This is a genomic window from Escherichia sp. E14S1 (assembly GCF_004211995.1).
Lineage (GTDB): Bacteria > Pseudomonadota > Gammaproteobacteria > Enterobacterales > Enterobacteriaceae > Escherichia.
Genome location: NZ_RHJQ01000023.1, coordinates 31,243 through 50,286, shown reverse-complemented (window position 1 = coordinate 50,286; position 19,044 = coordinate 31,243). Strand labels below are relative to the sequence as shown.

The 19,044-nt window shown below is 50.9% G+C and carries 15 protein-coding genes; 10 read left to right on the top strand and 5 right to left on the bottom strand.

Going from position 1 to position 19,044, the window contains the following annotated elements; all coding sequences use genetic code 11:
- Window positions 1-56: 56 nt before the first annotated feature.
- Window positions 57-890 (bottom strand): IclR family transcriptional regulator YiaJ, encoded by an 834-nt coding sequence (gene yiaJ / locus D9734_RS20205; protein WP_130210024.1) that lies wholly within the window; start codon window positions 888-890, stop codon window positions 57-59.
- 214 nt (window positions 891-1,104) lie between these two features.
- Between yiaJ and yiaK the strand changes: the two genes are divergently transcribed.
- From yiaK to araD, 9 genes are all read left to right on the top strand, one after another.
- Window positions 1,105-2,103, top strand: coding sequence for a 3-dehydro-L-gulonate 2-dehydrogenase (gene yiaK / locus D9734_RS20200; protein WP_130210022.1), 999 nt, complete (start codon window positions 1,105-1,107; stop codon window positions 2,101-2,103).
- 11 nt (window positions 2,104-2,114) lie between these two features.
- Window positions 2,115-2,582 (top strand): YhcH/YjgK/YiaL family protein, encoded by a 468-nt coding sequence (locus D9734_RS20195; protein ID WP_130210020.1) that lies wholly within the window; start codon window positions 2,115-2,117, stop codon window positions 2,580-2,582.
- A 124-nt stretch (window positions 2,583-2,706) separates the two neighbouring features.
- The gene (gene yiaM, locus D9734_RS20190) at window positions 2,707-3,180 is read left to right on the top strand and encodes a 2,3-diketo-L-gulonate TRAP transporter small permease YiaM (protein ID WP_130210018.1); all 474 of its coding nucleotides are present in this window, start codon (window positions 2,707-2,709) and stop codon (window positions 3,178-3,180) included.
- 2 nt (window positions 3,181-3,182) lie between these two features.
- On the top strand, window positions 3,183-4,460 hold the full coding sequence (gene yiaN / locus D9734_RS20185; RefSeq protein ID WP_130210016.1) for a 2,3-diketo-L-gulonate TRAP transporter large permease YiaN: 1,278 nt from the start codon (window positions 3,183-3,185) through the stop codon (window positions 4,458-4,460).
- Between the two features lie 12 nt (window positions 4,461-4,472).
- Window positions 4,473-5,459 carry a 2,3-diketo-L-gulonate TRAP transporter substrate-binding protein YiaO gene (yiaO, locus tag D9734_RS20180; RefSeq protein WP_130210014.1) on the top strand — a complete coding sequence of 329 codons (987 nt, stop codon included), beginning with the start codon at window positions 4,473-4,475 and terminating at the stop codon, window positions 5,457-5,459.
- 3 nt (window positions 5,460-5,462) lie between these two features.
- Window positions 5,463-6,959 carry an L-xylulokinase gene (gene lyxK / locus D9734_RS20175; RefSeq protein WP_130210012.1) on the top strand — a complete coding sequence of 499 codons (1,497 nt, stop codon included), beginning with the start codon at window positions 5,463-5,465 and terminating at the stop codon, window positions 6,957-6,959.
- Window positions 6,956-7,618: a 3-keto-L-gulonate-6-phosphate decarboxylase UlaD gene (gene ulaD, locus D9734_RS20170; RefSeq protein WP_000089481.1), complete on the top strand. Its 663-nt coding sequence runs from the start codon at window positions 6,956-6,958 to the stop codon at window positions 7,616-7,618. Before lyxK ends, ulaD begins: the two co-directional genes overlap by 4 nt.
- Window positions 7,611-8,471, top strand: a complete 861-nt coding sequence (locus tag D9734_RS20165) for an L-ribulose-5-phosphate 3-epimerase (protein ID WP_130210010.1) — start codon at window positions 7,611-7,613, stop codon at window positions 8,469-8,471. The genes ulaD and D9734_RS20165 overlap by 8 nt, the downstream gene beginning before the upstream one ends.
- On the top strand, window positions 8,465-9,160 hold the full coding sequence (gene araD, locus D9734_RS20160; RefSeq protein WP_130210008.1) for an L-ribulose-5-phosphate 4-epimerase: 696 nt from the start codon (window positions 8,465-8,467) through the stop codon (window positions 9,158-9,160). Before D9734_RS20165 ends, araD begins: the two co-directional genes overlap by 7 nt.
- Before the next feature lie 81 nt (window positions 9,161-9,241).
- Here the strand turns inward: araD and D9734_RS20155 are convergent, their stop codons facing one another.
- From D9734_RS20155 to fdhD, 4 genes are all read right to left on the bottom strand, one after another.
- Entirely contained in the window at window positions 9,242-10,297 is a 1,056-nt protein-coding gene (locus D9734_RS20155; RefSeq protein WP_130210006.1) for a YiiG family protein, read from the bottom strand.
- Window positions 10,298-10,508: 211 nt separating this feature from the next.
- Complete coding sequence (locus tag D9734_RS20150; protein ID WP_130210004.1) at window positions 10,509-12,815, bottom strand: tetratricopeptide repeat protein; 2,307 nt, start codon at window positions 12,813-12,815, stop codon at window positions 10,509-10,511.
- 1 nt (window position 12,816) lies between these two features.
- Window positions 12,817-14,652, bottom strand: a complete 1,836-nt coding sequence (locus tag D9734_RS20145; RefSeq protein ID WP_130210002.1) for an ATP-binding protein — start codon at window positions 14,650-14,652, stop codon at window positions 12,817-12,819.
- Between the two features lie 310 nt (window positions 14,653-14,962).
- On the bottom strand, window positions 14,963-15,799 hold the full coding sequence (gene fdhD / locus D9734_RS20140) for a formate dehydrogenase accessory sulfurtransferase FdhD (protein WP_130210000.1): 837 nt from the start codon (window positions 15,797-15,799) through the stop codon (window positions 14,963-14,965).
- Window positions 15,800-15,992: 193 nt separating this feature from the next.
- Between fdhD and fdnG the strand changes: the two genes are divergently transcribed.
- Window positions 15,993-19,043 carry a formate dehydrogenase-N subunit alpha gene (gene fdnG, locus D9734_RS20135; RefSeq protein ID WP_130209998.1) on the top strand — a complete coding sequence of 1,017 codons (3,051 nt, stop codon included), beginning with the start codon at window positions 15,993-15,995 and terminating at the stop codon, window positions 19,041-19,043.
- The last annotated feature ends 1 nt before the right edge of the window (window position 19,044 follow it).

The following is a 19,044-nucleotide window of genomic DNA, read 5'->3' as shown; positions in this document are numbered from 1 at the left end:
TCTACTGCTTTGATCCAACGAAGGAAATGTTAAAGTTTTGTCACCTGTCTAAAGCGTTATGTGATTGCACTCTGGTCGTCTCTGACAGTAAATCCCAGTTCATTAGAGATGGCCTGAGCGGTTTCACGCAGTGGTTTCAGAAGATTCTTCTCCCCTACCTGTTTCAACCGTGATGTCGAAAGCGAAATCGACACGGCATACGGCACCCGTCGATGAATATCAAATACCGGAACAGCAATACAGGAGACACCGAGCTCATTTTCTTCTCTGTCCATCGCTACTCCGCTTTCACGAATGTGCGCCAGTTCGTCGAACATCGCAGGTAACTCGGTAATGGTATTGCGGGTTAACGGCTGGATCTCATTCTGATGGCTTTCCCAGTACGACTTCACGTAGTCCGGGTGACCAAACGCCATGTAGACCTTGCCCATTGCGGAACAGTAGAGCGGCATATGCTGACCAATATAGGCGCGAGTACGCAGCATACCCGTGGTGGGTTCCAGTTTATAAATCAAAATAGCGTGATCATCTTCGCGACTGGAGAAATTAATGGTTTCGCCGGTGGCGATGTTGAGCGCCTCAAGATGCGGGGCTGCGATATGAATGATATTCAGCGAAGACAAGGCCTTTTGACCGACGGCAATAAATTTGGTGGTCAGGCGGTAACTCCCTGCGGCAGGCGCGGTGGTCACATAGCCACAGGACTGTAATCCCTGCAATAAACGATGGACGGTACTTTTGTTTAAACCTGCCAGTTCTGAGAGATGCGCCAGTGGGCAACCGTTTGGATAGTTACTCAAAATCTCAATCAGCATCAACCCACGAAACAGGCTCTGACTTCCGGCTGGACGATCTTTTTCCTGTGCCATCTCGTTCTCATTTTTTCCCATCGCTTTTTCCCCATTTTGTCGCGTCCTGATGGTAGCGCAAAGTGTGTCGTAGTTCACGATCTCGACAGATAATTTATAACATTTTGATTTATATGATTTTTGAAAATCATGGCGCGGATTGCTTTGTTAAAAAGCGATCGATATATTTGAAATCAAATTTCGCATAGTGGAATTTTAAGCTAAAAAAGCGTTCAAAAAAACAAGGAAGCCAGGGATGAAAGTGACATTTGAGCAGTTAAAAGCGGCCTTTAATCAGGTCTTAATTTCACGTGGCGTTGACAGCGAAACTGCCGATGCCTGCGCGGAAATGTTCGCCCGCACCACCGAGTCCGGCGTTTATTCCCACGGTGTAAATCGTTTCCCCCGTTTCATTCAACAACTGGATAACGGCGATATCATTCCTGACGCCCAACCCAAACGCGTGACCAGCCTCGGTGCGATTGAGCAGTGGGACGCTCAGCGCTCAATCGGCAACCTGACGGCGAAAAAGATGATGGATCGCGCCATCGAACTGGCTGCCAGTCACGGAATTGGCCTGGTGGCGTTACGTAACGCCAATCACTGGATGCGCGGCGGCAGCTACGGCTGGCAGGCGGCGGAAAAAGGCTATATTGGCATTTGCTGGACCAACTCCATCGCCGTGATGCCGCCGTGGGGCGCAAAAGAGTGTCGCATCGGCACTAACCCGCTGATCGTAGCCATTCCTTCCTCACCCATTACGATGGTCGATATGTCGATGTCGATGTTTTCCTACGGCATGTTAGAAGTTAACCGCCTGGCAGGTCGTCAGCTCCCGGTAGATGGTGGCTTTGATGATGAGGGCAATTTGACCAAAGAACCTGGCGTTATCGAGAAAAATCGCCGCATTTTGCCGATGGGCTACTGGAAAGGTTCGGGCATGTCGATTGTGCTGGATATGATCGCCACTCTCCTTTCTGATGGCGCATCGGTTGCTGAAGTCACCGAGGATAACAGCGACGAATACGGCATTTCGCAAATCTTTATCGCCATTGAAGTGGATAAACTGATCGAAGGCACCACCCGCGACGCCAAGCTGCAACGCATCATGGATTACGTTACCACCGCCGAACGCGCTGACGAAAACCAGGCTATTCGTTTACCCGGACACGAATTTACTACTTTGCTGGCAGAAAACCGCCGTAACGGTATTACCGTTGATGACAGCGTGTGGGCAAAAATTCAGGCGTTATAAGGAGATAGACCATGATATCTGGACATATCACGCAGCCTAATCCGTGCCGTTTACCCGCTGCCATTGAAAAGGCGCTCGATTTTCTGCGCGCTACCGACTTCAACGCCCTGGAACCGGGCGTTGTCGAAATCGACGGCAAGAATATTTTTGCGCAAATTATCGACTTAACGACGCGCCAGGTGGAGAAAAATCGCCCAGAAGTACATCGTCGCTATATTGATATTCAATATCTGGCATGGGGCGAAGAGAAAATCGGTATTGCTATTGATACCGGAAATAATAAAGTCAGCGAATCCCTATTAGAACAGCGCGATATTATTTTTTATCACCATTGTGAAAAAGAATCATTTATTCAAATGACGCCCGGCAGTTACGCTATTTTCTTCCCTCAGGATGTTCATCGACCAGGTTGTATTCTGGAAGCAGCCTCTGAGATACGAAAAGTTGTGGTTAAGGTTGCATTAACGGCGCTGGATTAACCGAAGACTCTTCTACGCCAGAACGACAAGGTAATGTCATTGCGCTAAATATATATACCCTAAATATTTCAAATCGCATCACATGCAATCTGAAGTATGACGGGTATAGCCTAAAGGAATAGCTATGAAGAAAATACTTGAAGCAATACTGGCGATTAATCTCGCCGTGCTCTCCTGTATTGTGTTTGTAAATATTATTTTAAGATATGGTTTTCAGACAAGTATTTTATCTGTAGATGAATTATCGCGTTATTTATTTGTCTGGTTAACATTTATTGGCGCAATTGTGGCTTTTATGGATAACGCCCACGTTCAGGTCACCTTTCTGGTAGAGAAACTCTCTCCCGCATGGCAGCGACGAGTCGCTCTGGTCACCCATTCCTTAATCTTATTTATTTGTGGTGCACTGGCTTGGGGCGCAACGCTAAAAACAATTCAGGACTGGAGCGATTATTCACCGATCCTCGGTTTGCCCATCGGCCTGATGTATGCCGCTTGCCTGCCCACCAGCCTTGTTATCGCTTTCTTTGAACTGCGTCATTTATATCAACTCATCTCGCGCAGCGATTCTGTTACGCCACCACCGCAAGGAGCTTAATCATGGCTGTGCTGATTTTTCTGGGCTGCCTGTTGGGTGGCATTGCTATCGGTTTGCCTATTGCCTGGGCACTTTTGTTATGTGGCGCAGCGTTAATGTTCTGGCTGGAGATGTTTGATGTCCAGATCATGGCACAAACGCTGGTGAACGGAGCCGACAGTTTCTCCCTGCTGGCGATACCATTCTTTGTGCTGGCGGGTGAAATCATGAATGCGGGCGGCTTGTCAAAACGCATTGTTGACCTGCCGATGAAACTGGTTTGGCATAAACCTGGCGGGTTGGGCTACGTGGGTGTTCTGGCGGCAATGATTATGGCAAGTCTTTCCGGTTCTGCCGTTGCGGATACCGCCGCCGTTGCCGCGCTATTAGTGCCGATGATGCGCAGCGCCAACTACCCGGTCAACCGGGCCGCGGGGCTAATTGCCTCAGGCGGGATTATCGCTCCCATTATTCCACCTTCAATTCCATTTATTATTTTTGGCGTTTCCAGTGGTTTGTCCATCAGCAAACTGTTTATGGCAGGAATTGCCCCAGGCATTATGATGGGCGCAACGCTGATGCTCACCTGGTGGTGGCAGGCCAGTCGTCTTAATTTACCCCGCCAGCAAAAAGCGACAATGCAGGAAATCTGGCACTCTTTTGTCTCCGGTATCTGGGCGCTGTTTCTTCCGGTCATCATTATTGGGGGTTTTCGCTCCGGTCTGTTTACCCCTACCGAAGCCGGGGCCGTTGCTGCTTTCTATGCGTTGTTTGTCGCCACAGTTATTTACCGTGAAATGACCTTCGCCACACTTTGGCATGTGCTAATTGGCGCGGCGAAAACGACCTCTGTGGTCATGTTTCTGGTGGCCTCGGCACAAGTTTCCGCCTGGCTGATTACCATTGCTGAACTGCCGATGATGGTTTCTGATTTACTGCAACCGTTGGTCGATTCACCACGTTTGTTGTTTATCGTGATTATGCTGGCAATTTTGATCGTCGGCATGGTTATGGATTTAACACCAACCGTGTTAATTCTCACTCCGGTATTAATGCCTTTAGTTAAAGAGGCTGGCATTGATCCGATTTATTTCGGTGTCATGTTTATCATCAACTGTTCAATCGGCTTAATTACACCCCCCATCGGTAATGTACTTAACGTTATTTCAGGTGTGGCGAGATTAAAATTTGATGATGCAGTCAGAGGCGTTTTCCCTTACGTATTGGTTTTATATTCTTTATTAGCCGCATTTATTTTTATTCCCGATCTCATCATCCTCCCTTCGAAATGGATTAATTAAAAGGAAAATATTATGAAATTACGCTCTGTAACCTACGCATTATTCATTGCTGGCCTGGCTGCATTCAGTACATTTTCACTGGCGGCGCAATCATTACGTTTCGGTTATGAAACCTCACAAACCGATTCACAACATATTGCGGCGAAAAAATTCAATGAATTATTACAGGAGAGAACCAAAGGCGAACTGAAATTAAAACTGTTCCCGGACAGCACTCTCGGTAACGCACAGGCGATGATTAGCGGCGTGCGCGGCGGCACTATTGATATGGAGATGTCCGGCTCGAATAACTTCGCCGGGTTGTCGCCGGTGATGAACCTGCTCGACGTTCCTTTCCTGTTCCGCGACACCGCCCATGCGCATAAAACGCTTGATGGTAAAGTCGGTGATGACCTGAAAGCCTCCCTTGAAGGTAAAGGACTGAAAGTACTGGCCTACTGGGAAAACGGCTGGCGCGATGTCACCAACTCGCGCGCACCGGTTAAAACGCCTGCCGACCTGAAAGGGCTGAAAATCCGCACCAACAATAGCCCGATGAATATCGCAGCATTCAAAGTCTTTGGCGCTAACCCGATCCCGATGCCGTTTGCCGAAGTCTATACCGGGCTGGAAACCCGCACCATCGACGCCCAGGAGCATCCGATCAACGTCGTCTGGTCGGCAAAATTTTATGAAGTGCAGAAGTATCTTTCTCTGACACACCACGCCTATTCACCGCTTCTGGTGGTAATCAACAAAGCGAAGTTTGATGGCTTAAGCCCGGAGTTCCAGCAAGTGCTTATCTCATCCGCGCAAGAAGCGGGCAATTACCAGCGCAAACTGGTCGCCGAAAATCAGCAAAAAATCATCGATGGCATGAAAGCGGCTGGCGTTGAAGTTATTACCGATCTCGATCGCAAAGCCTTTAGCGACGCACTGGGTACTCAGGTTCGCGACATGTTTGTTAAAGATGTTCCGCAGGGCGCCGACCTGCTGAAAGCCGTGGATGAGGTGCAATAAACCATGACGCAATACTGGCTGGGGTTAGATTGTGGCGGTAGCTGGCTGAAAGCCGGGCTGTATGACCGCGAAGGCCGGGAGGCAGGCGTGCAGCGCCTGCCGCTATGCGCATTAAGCCCGCAGCCAGGCTGGGCAGAGCGCGATATGGCAGAACTGTGGCAATGCTGCACTGCTGTCATTCGCGCCCTGCTTACCCATTCCGGCGTCAGCGGGGAACAAATTGTTGGCATCGGTATCTCCGCTCAGGGAAAAGGTTTGTTTTTACTGGATAAAAACGACAAGCCGCTCGGTAATGCTATTTTGTCTTCGGATCGCCGGGCGATGGAAATCGTTCGTCGCTGGCAGGAAGATGGCATCCCGGAAAAACTCTACCCATTGACCCGACAGACCTTATGGACCGGGCATCCGGTGTCATTGTTACGCTGGTTGAAAGCGCACGAACCGGAACGCTACACGCAAATTGGCTGCGTGATGATGACGCACGACTACCTGCGCTGGTGTTTAACTGGCGTGAAAGGCTGCGAAGAGAGCAATATTTCCGAGTCCAATCTTTACAACATGAGTCTTGGGAAATATGACCCGTGTCTCACCGACTGGCTGGGGATCGGTGAAATCAACCACGCCCTGCCGCCTGTTGTGGGATCTGCCGAAATCTGCGGGGAAATCACCGCTCAGACAGCCGCATTGACCGGTCTGAAAGCGGGTACGCCCGTTGTCGGCGGTCTGTTTGATGTGGTTTCTACCGCACTCTGCGCCGGGATCGAAGACGAATTTACCCTCAATGCGGTGATGGGCACCTGGGCGGTGACCAGCGGCATAACCAGCGGTTTAGGTGACGGTGAAGCGCATCCGTATGTCTATGGCCGCTACGTTAATGACGGTGAATTTATCGTTCACGAAGCCAGCCCCACCTCTTCCGGCAACCTCGAATGGTTTACCGCACAGTGGGGAGAAATCTCGTTTGCAGAGATCAACCAGGCGGTTGCCAGCTTGCCGAAAGCCGGTGGCGATCTCTTTTTCCTGCCGTTCCTGTACGGCAGCAACGCCGGACTCGAGATGACCAGCGGTTTCTACGGGATGCAGGCCATTCACACCCGCGCGCATCTGTTGCAGGCCATCTATGAAGGGGTGGTGTTCAGCCATATGACCCATCTCAACCGGATGCGCGAACGTTTTACCGATATTCACACCCTGCGCGTGACTGGCGGCCCGGCGCACTCCGATGTCTGGATGCAAATGCTGGCGGACGTTAGCGGCTTACGTATCGAGCTGCCGCAGGTGGAAGAAACCGGCTGTTTTGGCGCAGCACTTGCCGCCCGCGTCGGCACCGGGGTTTATCGCAATTTCAGCGAAGCCCAACGTGACTTACAGCACCCGGTACGCACCCTGCTGCCGGATATGACCGCCCATCAGCTTTACCAACAAAAATACCAACGCTATCAGCATCTCATTGCCGCACTTCAGGGTTATCACGCCCGCATTAAGGAGCACACATTATGAGCCGACCACTTCTGCAACTGGCCCTCGACCACTCATCACTTGAAGCCGCGCAGCGCGACGTGACGCTGTTAAAAGACAGCGTCGATATTGTTGAAGCGGGTACCATTCTCTGCTTAAACGAAGGGCTTGGCGCGGTGAAAGCCTTGCGCGAACAGTGCCCGGACAAAATCATCGTTGCTGACTGGAAGGTCGCCGACGCTGGTGAAACACTCGCGCAACAGGCTTTTGGCGCAGGCGCTAACTGGATGACCATCATCTGCGCCGCGCCGCTCGCCACGGTAGAAAAAGGCCACGCGATGGCGCAACGCTGCGGCGGTGAAATCCAGATAGAGCTGTTTGGTAACTGGACACTGGACGACGCCCGTGACTGGCATCGTATTGGCGTGCGGCAGGCCATTTATCATCGTGGTCGTGATGCACAGGCCAGCGGGCAACAATGGGGCGAAGCCGATCTGGCACGCATGAAAGCGCTTTCCGATATCGGCCTTGAGCTTTCCATTACTGGCGGGATTACCCCTGCTGACCTGCCGCTGTTTAAAGATATCCGCGTGAAGGCGTTTATTGCCGGGCGGGCGCTGGCGGGCGCAGCAAATCCGGCGCAGGTGGCTGGCGATTTCCATGCGCAAATCGATGCTATCTGGGGAGGCGCGCGTGCGTAATCATCCGTTAGGGATTTATGAAAAAGCGCTGGCGAAAGATCTCTCCTGGCCGGAGCGGCTGGTGCTGGCAAAAAGCTGCGGCTTTGATTTTGTCGAAATGTCAGTGGATGAAACCGACGAACGGCTTTCACGTCTTGACTGGAGCGCCGCACAACGTGCCTCACTGGTCACCGCGATGATCGAAACGGGCGTTGCTATTCCGTCAATGTGTCTGTCTGCCCATCGTCGCTTTCCTTTTGGCAGCCGGGACGAGGCGGTGCGCGAACGGGCGCGGGAAATCATGAGTAAAGCGATTCGCCTGGCGCGCGATCTCGGCATTCGCACCATTCAACTGGCTGGTTACGACGTCTATTACGAAGACCATGACGACGGCACGCAGCAACGTTTTGCTGAAGGGCTGGCGTGGGCGGTAGAACAGGCAGCGGCATCACAAGTAATGCTGGCGGTGGAGATTATGGACACCGCGTTTATGAACTCCATCAGCAAATGGAAAAAGTGGGACGAGATGCTCGCCTCGCCGTGGTTCACCGTCTACCCGGACGTCGGCAATCTTAGCGCCTGGGGCAATGATGTTCCCGCCGAACTGAAGCTGGGCATTGACCGTATTGCCGCAATCCACCTGAAAGACACTCAACCCGTTACCGAACAAAGCCCCGGACAGTTCCGCGACGTGCCGTTTGGCGAAGGCTGTGTCGATTTTGTTGGCATCTTCAAAACGCTGCATGAGCTGAACTATCGCGGATCATTTCTGATTGAGATGTGGACCGAAAAAGCCAAAGAGCCGGTGCTGGAGATTATTCAGGCGCGGCGCTGGATTGAAGCGCGTATGCAGGAGGCGGGATTTATATGTTAGAGCAACTGAAAGCCGACGTGCTGGCGGCGAATCTGGCACTTCCCGCTCACCATCTGGTGACGTTCACCTGGGGCAATGTCAGCGCGGTAGACGAAACGCGGCAATGGCTGGTGATTAAACCTTCCGGCGTCGAGTACGACGTGATGACCGCTGACGATATGGTAGTGGTTGAGATCGCCAGCGGTAAGGTGGTGAAAGGCAGCAAAAAGCCCTCGTCCGACACACCAACGCATCTGGCGCTCTACCGTCGATATGCAGAAATCGGTGGCATTGTGCATACCCACTCGCGCCACGCCACTATCTGGTCACAGGCCGGGCTGGATCTCCCCGCCTGGGGCACCACACACGCCGATTATTTTTATGGTGCAATCCCCTGCACACGCCAGATGACCGCAGAGGAGATCAACGGCGAGTATGAATACCAGACCGGCAAAGTGATCATTGAAACTTTCGAAGAACGTGGCAGGAGTCCGGCACAAATTCCGGCGGTGCTGGTGCATTCTCACGGTCCGTTCGCATGGGGTAAAAACGCCGCCGATGCGGTGCATAATGCCGTAGTGCTGGAAGAATGCGCCTATATGGGCCTGTTCTCACGCCAGCTCGCGCCGCAGCTTCCTGCCATGCAAAACGAACTCTTAGATAAGCACTACCTGCGTAAGCATGGGGCCAATGCTTATTACGGGCAATAATCTCTCACGCCGGGGCTTCATCGCCCCGGTACTATGAATTGATATACTCCCGATTACATTGCGCACAAAAATCAGAAACGTTTAACGCAGGCGATTATAGTTACCGACCAGTTCATTATAAGCTTGTAATGATTTCGGATATGAGTCCTCGACCATCCAGCTTGTGTTTGCGTCCTGAAGTTTCTTTTTATCCCAGTCAGAATACGGGACTTTATCTCTGATACGACGAACATATTTTTTAGATGCAATTTGATATCGGTCTGCTGCCCCTGTGAAGAGAGAATTCATACTGTCTTTACTCACTTCTTTGGCTTGCGCCACCAGCGTTTCAAGTTCAGCCACTTTCTTCATTGCCGCTTCTGCATCAAACTTCTCTTGCGATATCAGGTTATTAATTTGTTTCGCTGAAATCATGGCAGCCAGAGAGTAGTAGTGAAATGTTTTTCCTTCTCTTTGTTCAATATTTTTCAGCTCCACAAGCTGGCGCTTATCATTAATTTCCTGAATTGCCGCATGATAAGATTCTGCTACAGGTTCAAAGGATTCAAGATTTTTTAAGAATGTCTGGTGCAGCGTTTTCCCTTTGGCAAACGCATCGTCTTTATAATTTTCCTGGGTGTAATATTTGTCCATTTCATTAATAGTATTCCCCAGCGCGACTGCGGTATTAATATAATTCAACGCCACGCCATCAATAGGTTGCAGCTCAGGCGTTAACGCCACAACACTTTTCACGCCTTTTTCACACTCAGAAAGACTGGATTCACTAATGCCGTAGATGCCATAAACATGACTCTCTTTACCCGTTGGTCCCTGTTTAAAATCTTTCAGCCAGTCGGCATAACGCGCCAGACTGCGCTGTACAGGGATCTGTAACTTGTTATAGCACTTGATATAGACATCCATTTTTTCATCGAAAACCGCTTGTTCATCCACCTCCGGTTGCGCAGGCGTTTCAGGTTTAGCTTCTGCTTTTGCAACGGGAGCTTCAGTAGGTTTCGCTTCAGGGGCTGGTGCGGCAGGTTGACTATTGGCGGGCGGGGGAGTTTCTGTTTCAGTTTTTTTATCATCACATCCGGTGATACCGAGGGCCATTATAGCGATAATAATAGCTGAAGATAATAAATTCCTTTTCATTTAATTGCCTTATAAATATATAGATAAGAGAGTGAATATAATAAAGGAAAAAAGAAAATGTCACTACGCGTGTTTTGTTTATAAATAAATCTATAATATCCACAAAATGAATGAGTCCTGTAATTTAATCTCTAAATCACAGGACTCATTTTAATTAACGGCACAACCCTGGCGAGAGGGAGTGTCATCTCCCCCCGCCATTAATCACGCACTACATCCCGTAGCGTTCGGCAATAGCGGCATGCTTCTCTTCATTCGCCCCGGCTTCTTTGGCAAGACGCCACCAGCACAACGGATGTTCCCAGCCAGCGGTCAATTCGTGCAAGGTCTTATCGATATCACCTTTAGAAACTGAACGCGGCGCACTGATAACAAAATAGAACGCGGGCAGAGGATCAGCGCCTTCTCCCTGATGACTATCGGTTAACGTATAGTCATCATTACTGTTGCTCCAGTAGTACCAGTTTCGTTCACGGAGCGCCTCACGGAAGGCATTAAACTGTTCTTCACCAGGCATGACACCTTCGCAGAACCAGGACTCGCCGTACTCGGTCGGGATAATGGTTTTCAGACACCCATAAAGTGGCGTGAAATTCTTCTGCTCTTCTTCGTCTTCAGGTCGGGTGTTCAACATTTCTGTATCGAAAACCACAACCTCATCAACATGTTGCGGATAATCGGTGCGGTAAGTTGGCTCAATGATCCTTGCTGTTACCGGCCCAATACGTTGAGCATAGTAATAGCGGTATTCATAATTTTCCCGGAAGCGGATGTTTAACAGCCCCCATTTTTCATCAATAAAACCTTCGCCTTCCGTGAGTTCGATTTCCAGTTCAGTAGCAATAGCACGCACCTGATCCCATTGTTGCAGGATGCTGGCGGTCGCCATGATATCCCACTGGAGATTACGAATATCTTCTTCACGGCTAATCATCAGTTGCTGCAATTGTTGTAAATAATCGAGCTGTCGATCCCAGGCTTCCTGTTTTTGTGCTGCCCAGGAGCACATGCGATAAACGCCGACCCACTCACGCCCTTTTTCGTTTTGCAGCAACTGTTGCCCAATCGACTCCAGTTCACTCCAGTCTTCCTGTTGGTTAATCACCCGCGCACGGAACCACAGCGCCATATGTAGCAGACCCGCCTGTTCATACAGCTTCGCCAGGTGCTCGATCGCTTGCTGATCGCCACGGTTAAGCAAGAGATCCAGTAGATCGAAGCAAAGGCCGTTATCTTCCTGAAGGTGACTTTCAACGTGGCGTTGCAAAAGTTCGATCGACTCATTAATCGCATTACAGGCGTTTAACGCATTGACCAGTTTGCCCAGCAATTCCGCATCATCTGGCGTGTTCAGATAAGCGCGACGGAATGTTTCTACGTCTTTTTCTGGATCTGGCTGCGTTTCTTCATCGCTATTTTCAGGTACTTCTACAACCGGACGAGCAAGCAACTCCGCCTCTTTGGCGGCGATTTTTTCGCTAAGTTCGAGAAACTCGCGATCAACGCCCAGTAACGCGCGTAATTTTGGCATGTGCCGCTGGGCCTGTTTCATCGCCATTTTGGCAATCCAGACGGATTCACGCTCCAGCGCCAGGGTAATTTGCAGTTTCGCCAGATCAACCGCTTTGCGGTGCGCCCCGGCCTGCGAACGATGTTCCAATATTTGTTGGATGATGCGCGCCAACTGCCAGCTGTTTCTTTGTGGATGACGGGGAAGTAACACGGTGATTATCTTCACCCACATGCCCCACGAATAGGGGGTCAGATCTGACCAACGAGGCAATTCCTCCCAGACCTCTTCGTCCTGCCCACATAACGCCATGATGTACAGTTTTTTGAGGTGATAACTGATGCGATCACGTCCCCAGTAATCGTTCTCTTTTGCCAGTTCATCAATTAATTTACGTGCTTCATCGTAACGCTGTAGTTCAATCAAAATATCGGCACGGGTATTCAATAATGCTTCAATATCATCATCACCGGATGCTTTAACCGCGTCGATTTGCCGATCCAGGTACGCCAGTGCCTCTTCTACCCTTTTGGAATCTATCAGTGCGCTGGCATATTCGGTGGACAAACATTGAAAACAGCTCCAGGTCGGATCAATGCGCGCGATGGTTTCCTCACATACTGCCATGCGTTCATTCGCCCAGCCAGGTGCATCAATATTTTCGTAGCAGGCTGATAAATCCTGGGTAACGCAAATGGACTGCGGGCAATCTTTCGCCTCTTCCCGATGCGCTTTTTCAAACAGCGCTACCACGTCTGGCAGCACCTTTTCGCCTTCTTCATAGTTAGTCAGGCGATGACGCATTTCCCAGTGACCGATAAATATTTCCAGCCACGGATTTTTGGCTACTTGATTCAGCGCTTTCATTTCCGGCAATAGCGAATCGCATTTTTCTATTTGCAGGTGCAAAACACTTTCTGAAAAATCATCAATAAGCTGCGGAATATATTCTTGCCCGGCATCGCGCAACTCCTGACTATATTTGTTGTACCACTCCCATGTATCCATTTTATTTTCCTTGATTAATTAAGACAGGAATAACCTGAGTAAAATCTTCCAGTGCCTGGTGTAAATCCCACTGCTGTTCTTTATTACCGCTGGAGCACAAAATCACTTTCAGCGATTTTAATAACCGTAATGCTGCCGCTGGCTGTTGATGGTGTTGTAAGGCGGTCACCAGTTGCATGACACAGGGGTTATTAAGATTGATATACAGACTTGAGGTTTTAGTCTTTTGGATTTGCGAGGTAAATTGCCGCGCCAGCATTAATGCTGCGGTACTGATACGTTTATCTGCGTCATCCTGTTCGAGTATTTGTTTTAATTCTGCTTCGCGGTCTGGCGTGACCACGAGCGGTAAAACAGCGGGTTCGAAGCGGGAGATAATTAATTGCTCGCCATCGCAGAGATGCTCTTCCAGATAAGCCACCTGCTCTTCGGGTAATTCTGCCAGGCTGAACAACTGCTCATTACCTGTTTGTGTACCGACTTCGATAATCCGGCAGTGATATAACAGCGCCCAACGGCGTAAAAATGGCACCACCGCATAGCGATCGCCACGGGCTACAGGCCGTTGCAGAATATGGAACAACATCTCTTCAAAACCGCCGTCGCGACTTAACAGAATATGAATACTGTTATTAACGCGTAAATCCTTCGCCAGCAGCGCCCCTTTTGACGTTGGCACCTGCAAGCGATCTTTGAGCAAATCAAACAGGCGGTCATCACACAATGCCGCACCCAGCAACGCTTCGTTGTGGCGCATTAATACACGCCGCCAGATTTCTGGCTGATTTTGTGCGAGATCGGACAAACCAGAGATCAGCGCCTCTTTTAACGCTTCTTGTACCGCAACCCAGGTTTCGTCCCGCTGAAGATCTTCCCGGCTCGCCGTCGGCGTCAGTTTCGATGACTCAATCACGCCGCCAATAAATCCGGCCCAGGGCGGTAACAATTCACGCGCTTCATCATCCAGTAACATACCGCGCAAAAACAACGACAGGTTGCGGTTATCGCTGGTGCCGTAGGTCGCGCCATCCTGAATCCATAAAATCCCGACCGCGTCGCTCATTCCCGCGGGCACCACCGGAATGGTGCAAATCGGTTCGAAGGAGGATTCAAACTGCGCGGCAAAGGCGAGATTTTTACGCTGTACTAGCGCACGGTGCATGGTTACGCCTTCGGGGGCAACTTCACGCCACGGTGGTTGAAGTTTATTTACCGGCTCGCTGGCATCGCCGACATAGACCGGTTCGTGCAGCAATATGCAGTAGCGGGAAAGAACGCGGTTCAGCAAATTGTTACTCGCCAGATGGCTGTACTCTTCTTTGAGCGTCAGAATCACCTGCGTACCCGTTTCCGAGGACTGATGCGGCGTAACGGTATATTTTTGCCCGTCAGTAGAGTGGTATTTCCAGCTCTGATCCGGCGTTTGCCAGGATGTGGTCAACACCGTGACCTCTTTTGCAAGTACAAATGCAGACAAGAAACCAAGGCCGAACATACCAATTAAACCGGTGTTGTCATCCTGCTGGCGCAACATTCGGGTATAACCCACGCCCACTGTTGCCAGGAAGCCGTGAATTTCGCTTTCTGTCAGACCCGCGCCGGTATCGGTAATGGTGATGGTGGACTTCGCCACGTCTGCCACCACACGAATCGCGTTATCCTTTGGCGCATCGGGCTGCTCAATCCTGCGGCGCACAATCGCATCATGGCCGTTCTGCACCAGCTCGCGCACGGCAACCACGGGGGTAGAGTAAAGGTGCTTACTGAGCACCTCAATTAAGCCGTTTAAATTAACTTCTGTAGAATATGAACTGCCAGGTAACTGTAATGTACTCATTTTTCAATACTCATAATCCATCACCTACTATTGAAAATACATTGCTGTTTTTACAACCGGTGCAAGGTTTGTTATTTTCATTCACGCATCGGAAACATTTATTTATTGACGCGATGATTAAAACAAAATGTTTTATATAAATAATGATTAATTCTTAAAGGATTAATGCGACTGGAGTATATCGATATGAACCGGAATTAACGAGATAATTTATTGTGGTGAAATTATTATTTAAATGCTGAATAATATATTGAGGATGATTTAATAGAAAAATAAAACCGCAATCCAGAATCAGAATTGCGGTATTTCTTTAATTATGAATCAAACGCTGCGGATGGGTATAAACCGTTGCCCGACCCGGTTTACAAAAGCCCACCAGCGTCAGATTACAGCGTTCAGCCACTTCTACGGCCAGTGTGGTCGCGGCAGATACCGCAAACAAAATCTCTACGCCGCACATCGCCGACTTTTGCACCATTTCATAACTGGCACGGCTGGAAACCAGCACCGCACCTTGCTGCCAGCTTTCACCTTCTTGCGCCCGGCGGCCTAACAGTTTATCCAGCGCCACATGGCGGCCCACGTCTTCATGTCCGCCTGCCAGCTCGCCAGATGGCAACATCCAGGCGGCGGCGTGGGTACAACCAGTCAGTTGCCCCACTGGCTGGAAATCATTGAGATGACGTAATGCATCATCCAGTTTGTTGAGATCAAACGTCTGGGTGAACGGCAGCGGCTGCACCGGTTTACCGATGTCGTTAAGCTGTTCCACGCCGCATACACCACAGCCCGTGCGCCCCGCCAGCGCCCGACGACGCTCTTTCAACCCCATAAAGCGGCGACTGGAAAGTTCGATTTGCACTTCCAGACCATTACAGGAAGGAACAACATCCATGCCGAAGATATCGCGTGGGCTTTCGATAATTCCTTCGGAAAGCGAAAAACCGAGCGCAAACAGTTCAAGGTCTTTGGGCGATGCCATCATCACCACATGCGAAATACCGTTGTAGACCAGCGCAACGGGAACTTCTTCCGCCACCTCATCTAACCGTGGATGTTGTAAATCGTCACGCCGCCATAACTCAATTTGACGAACACCTGTGATATTTGTCACATTTTTGGTTTCTTTTTGCTGTGTTTTTTTCACTTTCTCTTAACCAGATAAGAACACACACACCAACATTATGGTATTCTGTTACAAACCCTTCCTGGATGGAGGGAAATTGAGCCAATTCTGGACCTTTGCGGCCCCTTCCGCAAAGAAAAATAACTCCCACTCCCTGCACACTCAGCAAGCGAATGTAAATGGGACGTGACAATGTCGAAACAAGGAGCAATCCATGCAGGTCAGCAGAAGGCAGTTCTTTAAGATCTGCGCTGGCGGTATGGCAGGCACCACGGCAGCGGCACTGGGTTTTGCACCCAGCGTAGCACTCGCGGAAACCCGGCAGTATAAACTGCTGCGCACCCGCGAAACCCGTAATACCTGCACCTATTGTTCCGTAGGCTGTGGGCTGTTGATGTACAGCCTCGGTGACGGAGCAAAAAACGCCAAAGCATCTATCTTCCATATCGAAGGCGATCCGGATCACCCGGTCAACCGCGGTGCACTTTGTCCGAAAGGCGCTGGCCTGGTGGATTTCATCCACTCCGAAAGCCGTCTGAAGTTCCCGGAATATCGTGCGCCAGGTTCTGATAAATGGCAGCAAATCAGTTGGGAAGAGGCGTTTGATCGCATCGCCAAACTGATGAAAGAAGACCGCGATGCTAACTACATTGCGCAAAACGCCGAAGGCGTGACTGTTAACCGCTGGCTCTCCACCGGGATGCTGTGTGCTTCCGCGTCGAGTAACGAAACCGGCTATTTAACGCAAAAATTCTCCCGCGCGCTGGGTATGCTCGCGGTCGACAACCAGGCGCGTGTCTGACACGGACCAACGGTAGCAAGTCTTGCTCCAACATTTGGTCGCGGTGCGATGACCAACCACTGGGTCGACATCAAGAACGCCAACCTCGTCGTGGTGATGGGCGGTAACGCCGCTGAAGCTCACCCGGTAGGGTTCCGCTGGGCGATGGAAGCCAAAATTCACAACGGCGCGAAGCTGATTGTGATCGATCCTCGCTTTACGCGTACGGCGGCGGTGGCTGACTACTATGCCCCTATTCGTTCCGGTACTGACATTGCTTTCCTGTCAGGCGTATTGCTGTACCTGCTGAACAATGAAAAATTCAACCGCGAATACACCGAAGCCTATACCAACGCCAGCCTGATCGTGCGTGAGGATTACGGCTTTGAAGATGGCCTGTTCACCGGCTACGACGCGGAAAAACGCAAGTACGATAAATCCAGCTGGACCTACGAACTGGACGAAAACGGCTTCGCCAAACGCGATACCACGCTGCAACATCCGCGCTGCGTGTGGAACTTGCTGAAACAGCACGTTTCCCGCTACACGCCAGATGTGGTTGAAAACATCTGTGGTACGCCAAAAGACGCGTTCCTGAAAGTCTGCGAATATATCGCCGAAACCAGTGCTCACGATAAAACTGCCTCGTTCCTCTACGCGCTCGGCTGGACGCAACACTCCGTTGGCGCGCAAAACATTCGTACGATGGCGATGATCCAGCTGCTACTCGGCAATATGGGCATGGCAGGCGGCGGCGTTAACGCCCTGCGCGGTCACTCCAACATTCAGGGGCTGACGGACCTGGGGCTGCTGTCGCAGAGCCTGCCAGGTTACATGACGCTGCCAAGCGAGAAGCAGACTGATCTGCAAACCTACCTCGCCGCCAGCACGCCGAAACCGCTGCTGGAAGGACAGGTTAACTACTGGAGCAACTACCCGAAATTCTTCGTCTCCATGATGAAGGCCTTCTTTGGTGATAAAGCGACGGCGGAAAATAGCTGGGGCTTTGACTGGTTGCCGAAGTGGGATAAAGGCTACGACGTCCTGCAATACTTCGAGATGATGAAAGAGGGCAAGGTCAATGGCTATATCTGCCAGGGCTTTAACCCGGTTGCCTCATTCCCGAACAAAAACAAAGTGATCGGTTGTCTGTCGAAACTGAAGTTCCTCGTGACCATCGACCCACTGAATACTGAAACCTCCAACTTCTGGCAGAACCACGGTGAGCTGAACGAAGTTGACTCGTCGAAGATCCAGACCGAAGTGTTCCGTCTGCCATCGACCTGCTTCGCGGAAGAGAACGGTTCAATCGTTAACTCCGGTCGCTGGTTGCAGTGGCACTGGAAAGGTGCGGACGCCCCGGGGATTGCGCTGACTGACGGCGAGATCCTCTCCGGTATCTTCCTGCGCTTGCGCAAGATGTATGCCGAACAGGGTGGCGCGAACCCGGACCAGGTGCTGAACATGACCTGGAACTACGCCATTCCGCATGAGCCATCTTCAGAAGAAGTGGCGATGGAGAGTAACGGTAAGGCGCTGGCCGATATTACCGATCCGGCAACCGGTGCGGTTATCGTCAAGAAAGGCCAACAACTTAGCTCGTTCGCCCAACTGCGCGATGACGGTACGACCTCCTGTGGCTGCTGGATTTTCGCCGGTAGCTGGACGCCAGAAGGCAACCAGATGGCGCGTCGTGATAACGCCGATCCGTCTGGCCTCGGTAACACGCTGGGCTGGGCATGGGCATGGCCGCTTAACCGCCGCATTCTGTATAACCGCGCCTCCGCAGACCCGCAGGGTAACCCGTGGGATCCGAAGCGTCAGTTGCTGAAATGGGACGGCACTAAGTGGACCGGCTGGGATATTCCGGACTACAGCGCAGCGCCTCCGGGCAGTGGCGTCGGGCCGTTTATCATGCAGCAGGAAGGCATGGGACGTCTGTTTGCCCTCGATAAGATGGCGGAAGGTCCGTTCCCGGAACACTACGAGCCGTTTGAAACGCCGCTGGGAACTAACCCACTGCATCCAAACGTTATCTCGAACCCGGCTGCGCGTATCTTTAAAGACGACGCCGAAGCTCTGGGTAAAGCCGATAAGTTCCCATATGTCGGAACCACCTATCGTCTGACCGAGCACTTCCACTACTGGACCAAACACGCGCTGTTGAACGCGATTTTGCAGCCAGAGCAGTTTGTGGAAATCGGTGAGTCGCTGGCGAATAAACTTGGCATTGCCCAGGGCGATACCGTGAAAGTCTCCTCCAACCGTGGCTATATCAAAGCCAAAGCGGTGGTGACCAAACGTATTCGCACGCTGAAAGCGAACGGCAAAGATATCGATACCATCGGTATTCCAATTCACTGGGGCTATGAAGGTGTTGCAAAAAAAGGCTTTATTGCCAATACGTTAACGCCATTCGTTGGTGATGCGAACACGCAGACGCCGGAGTTTAAGTCCTTCCTTGTGAATGTGGAAAAGGTATAAC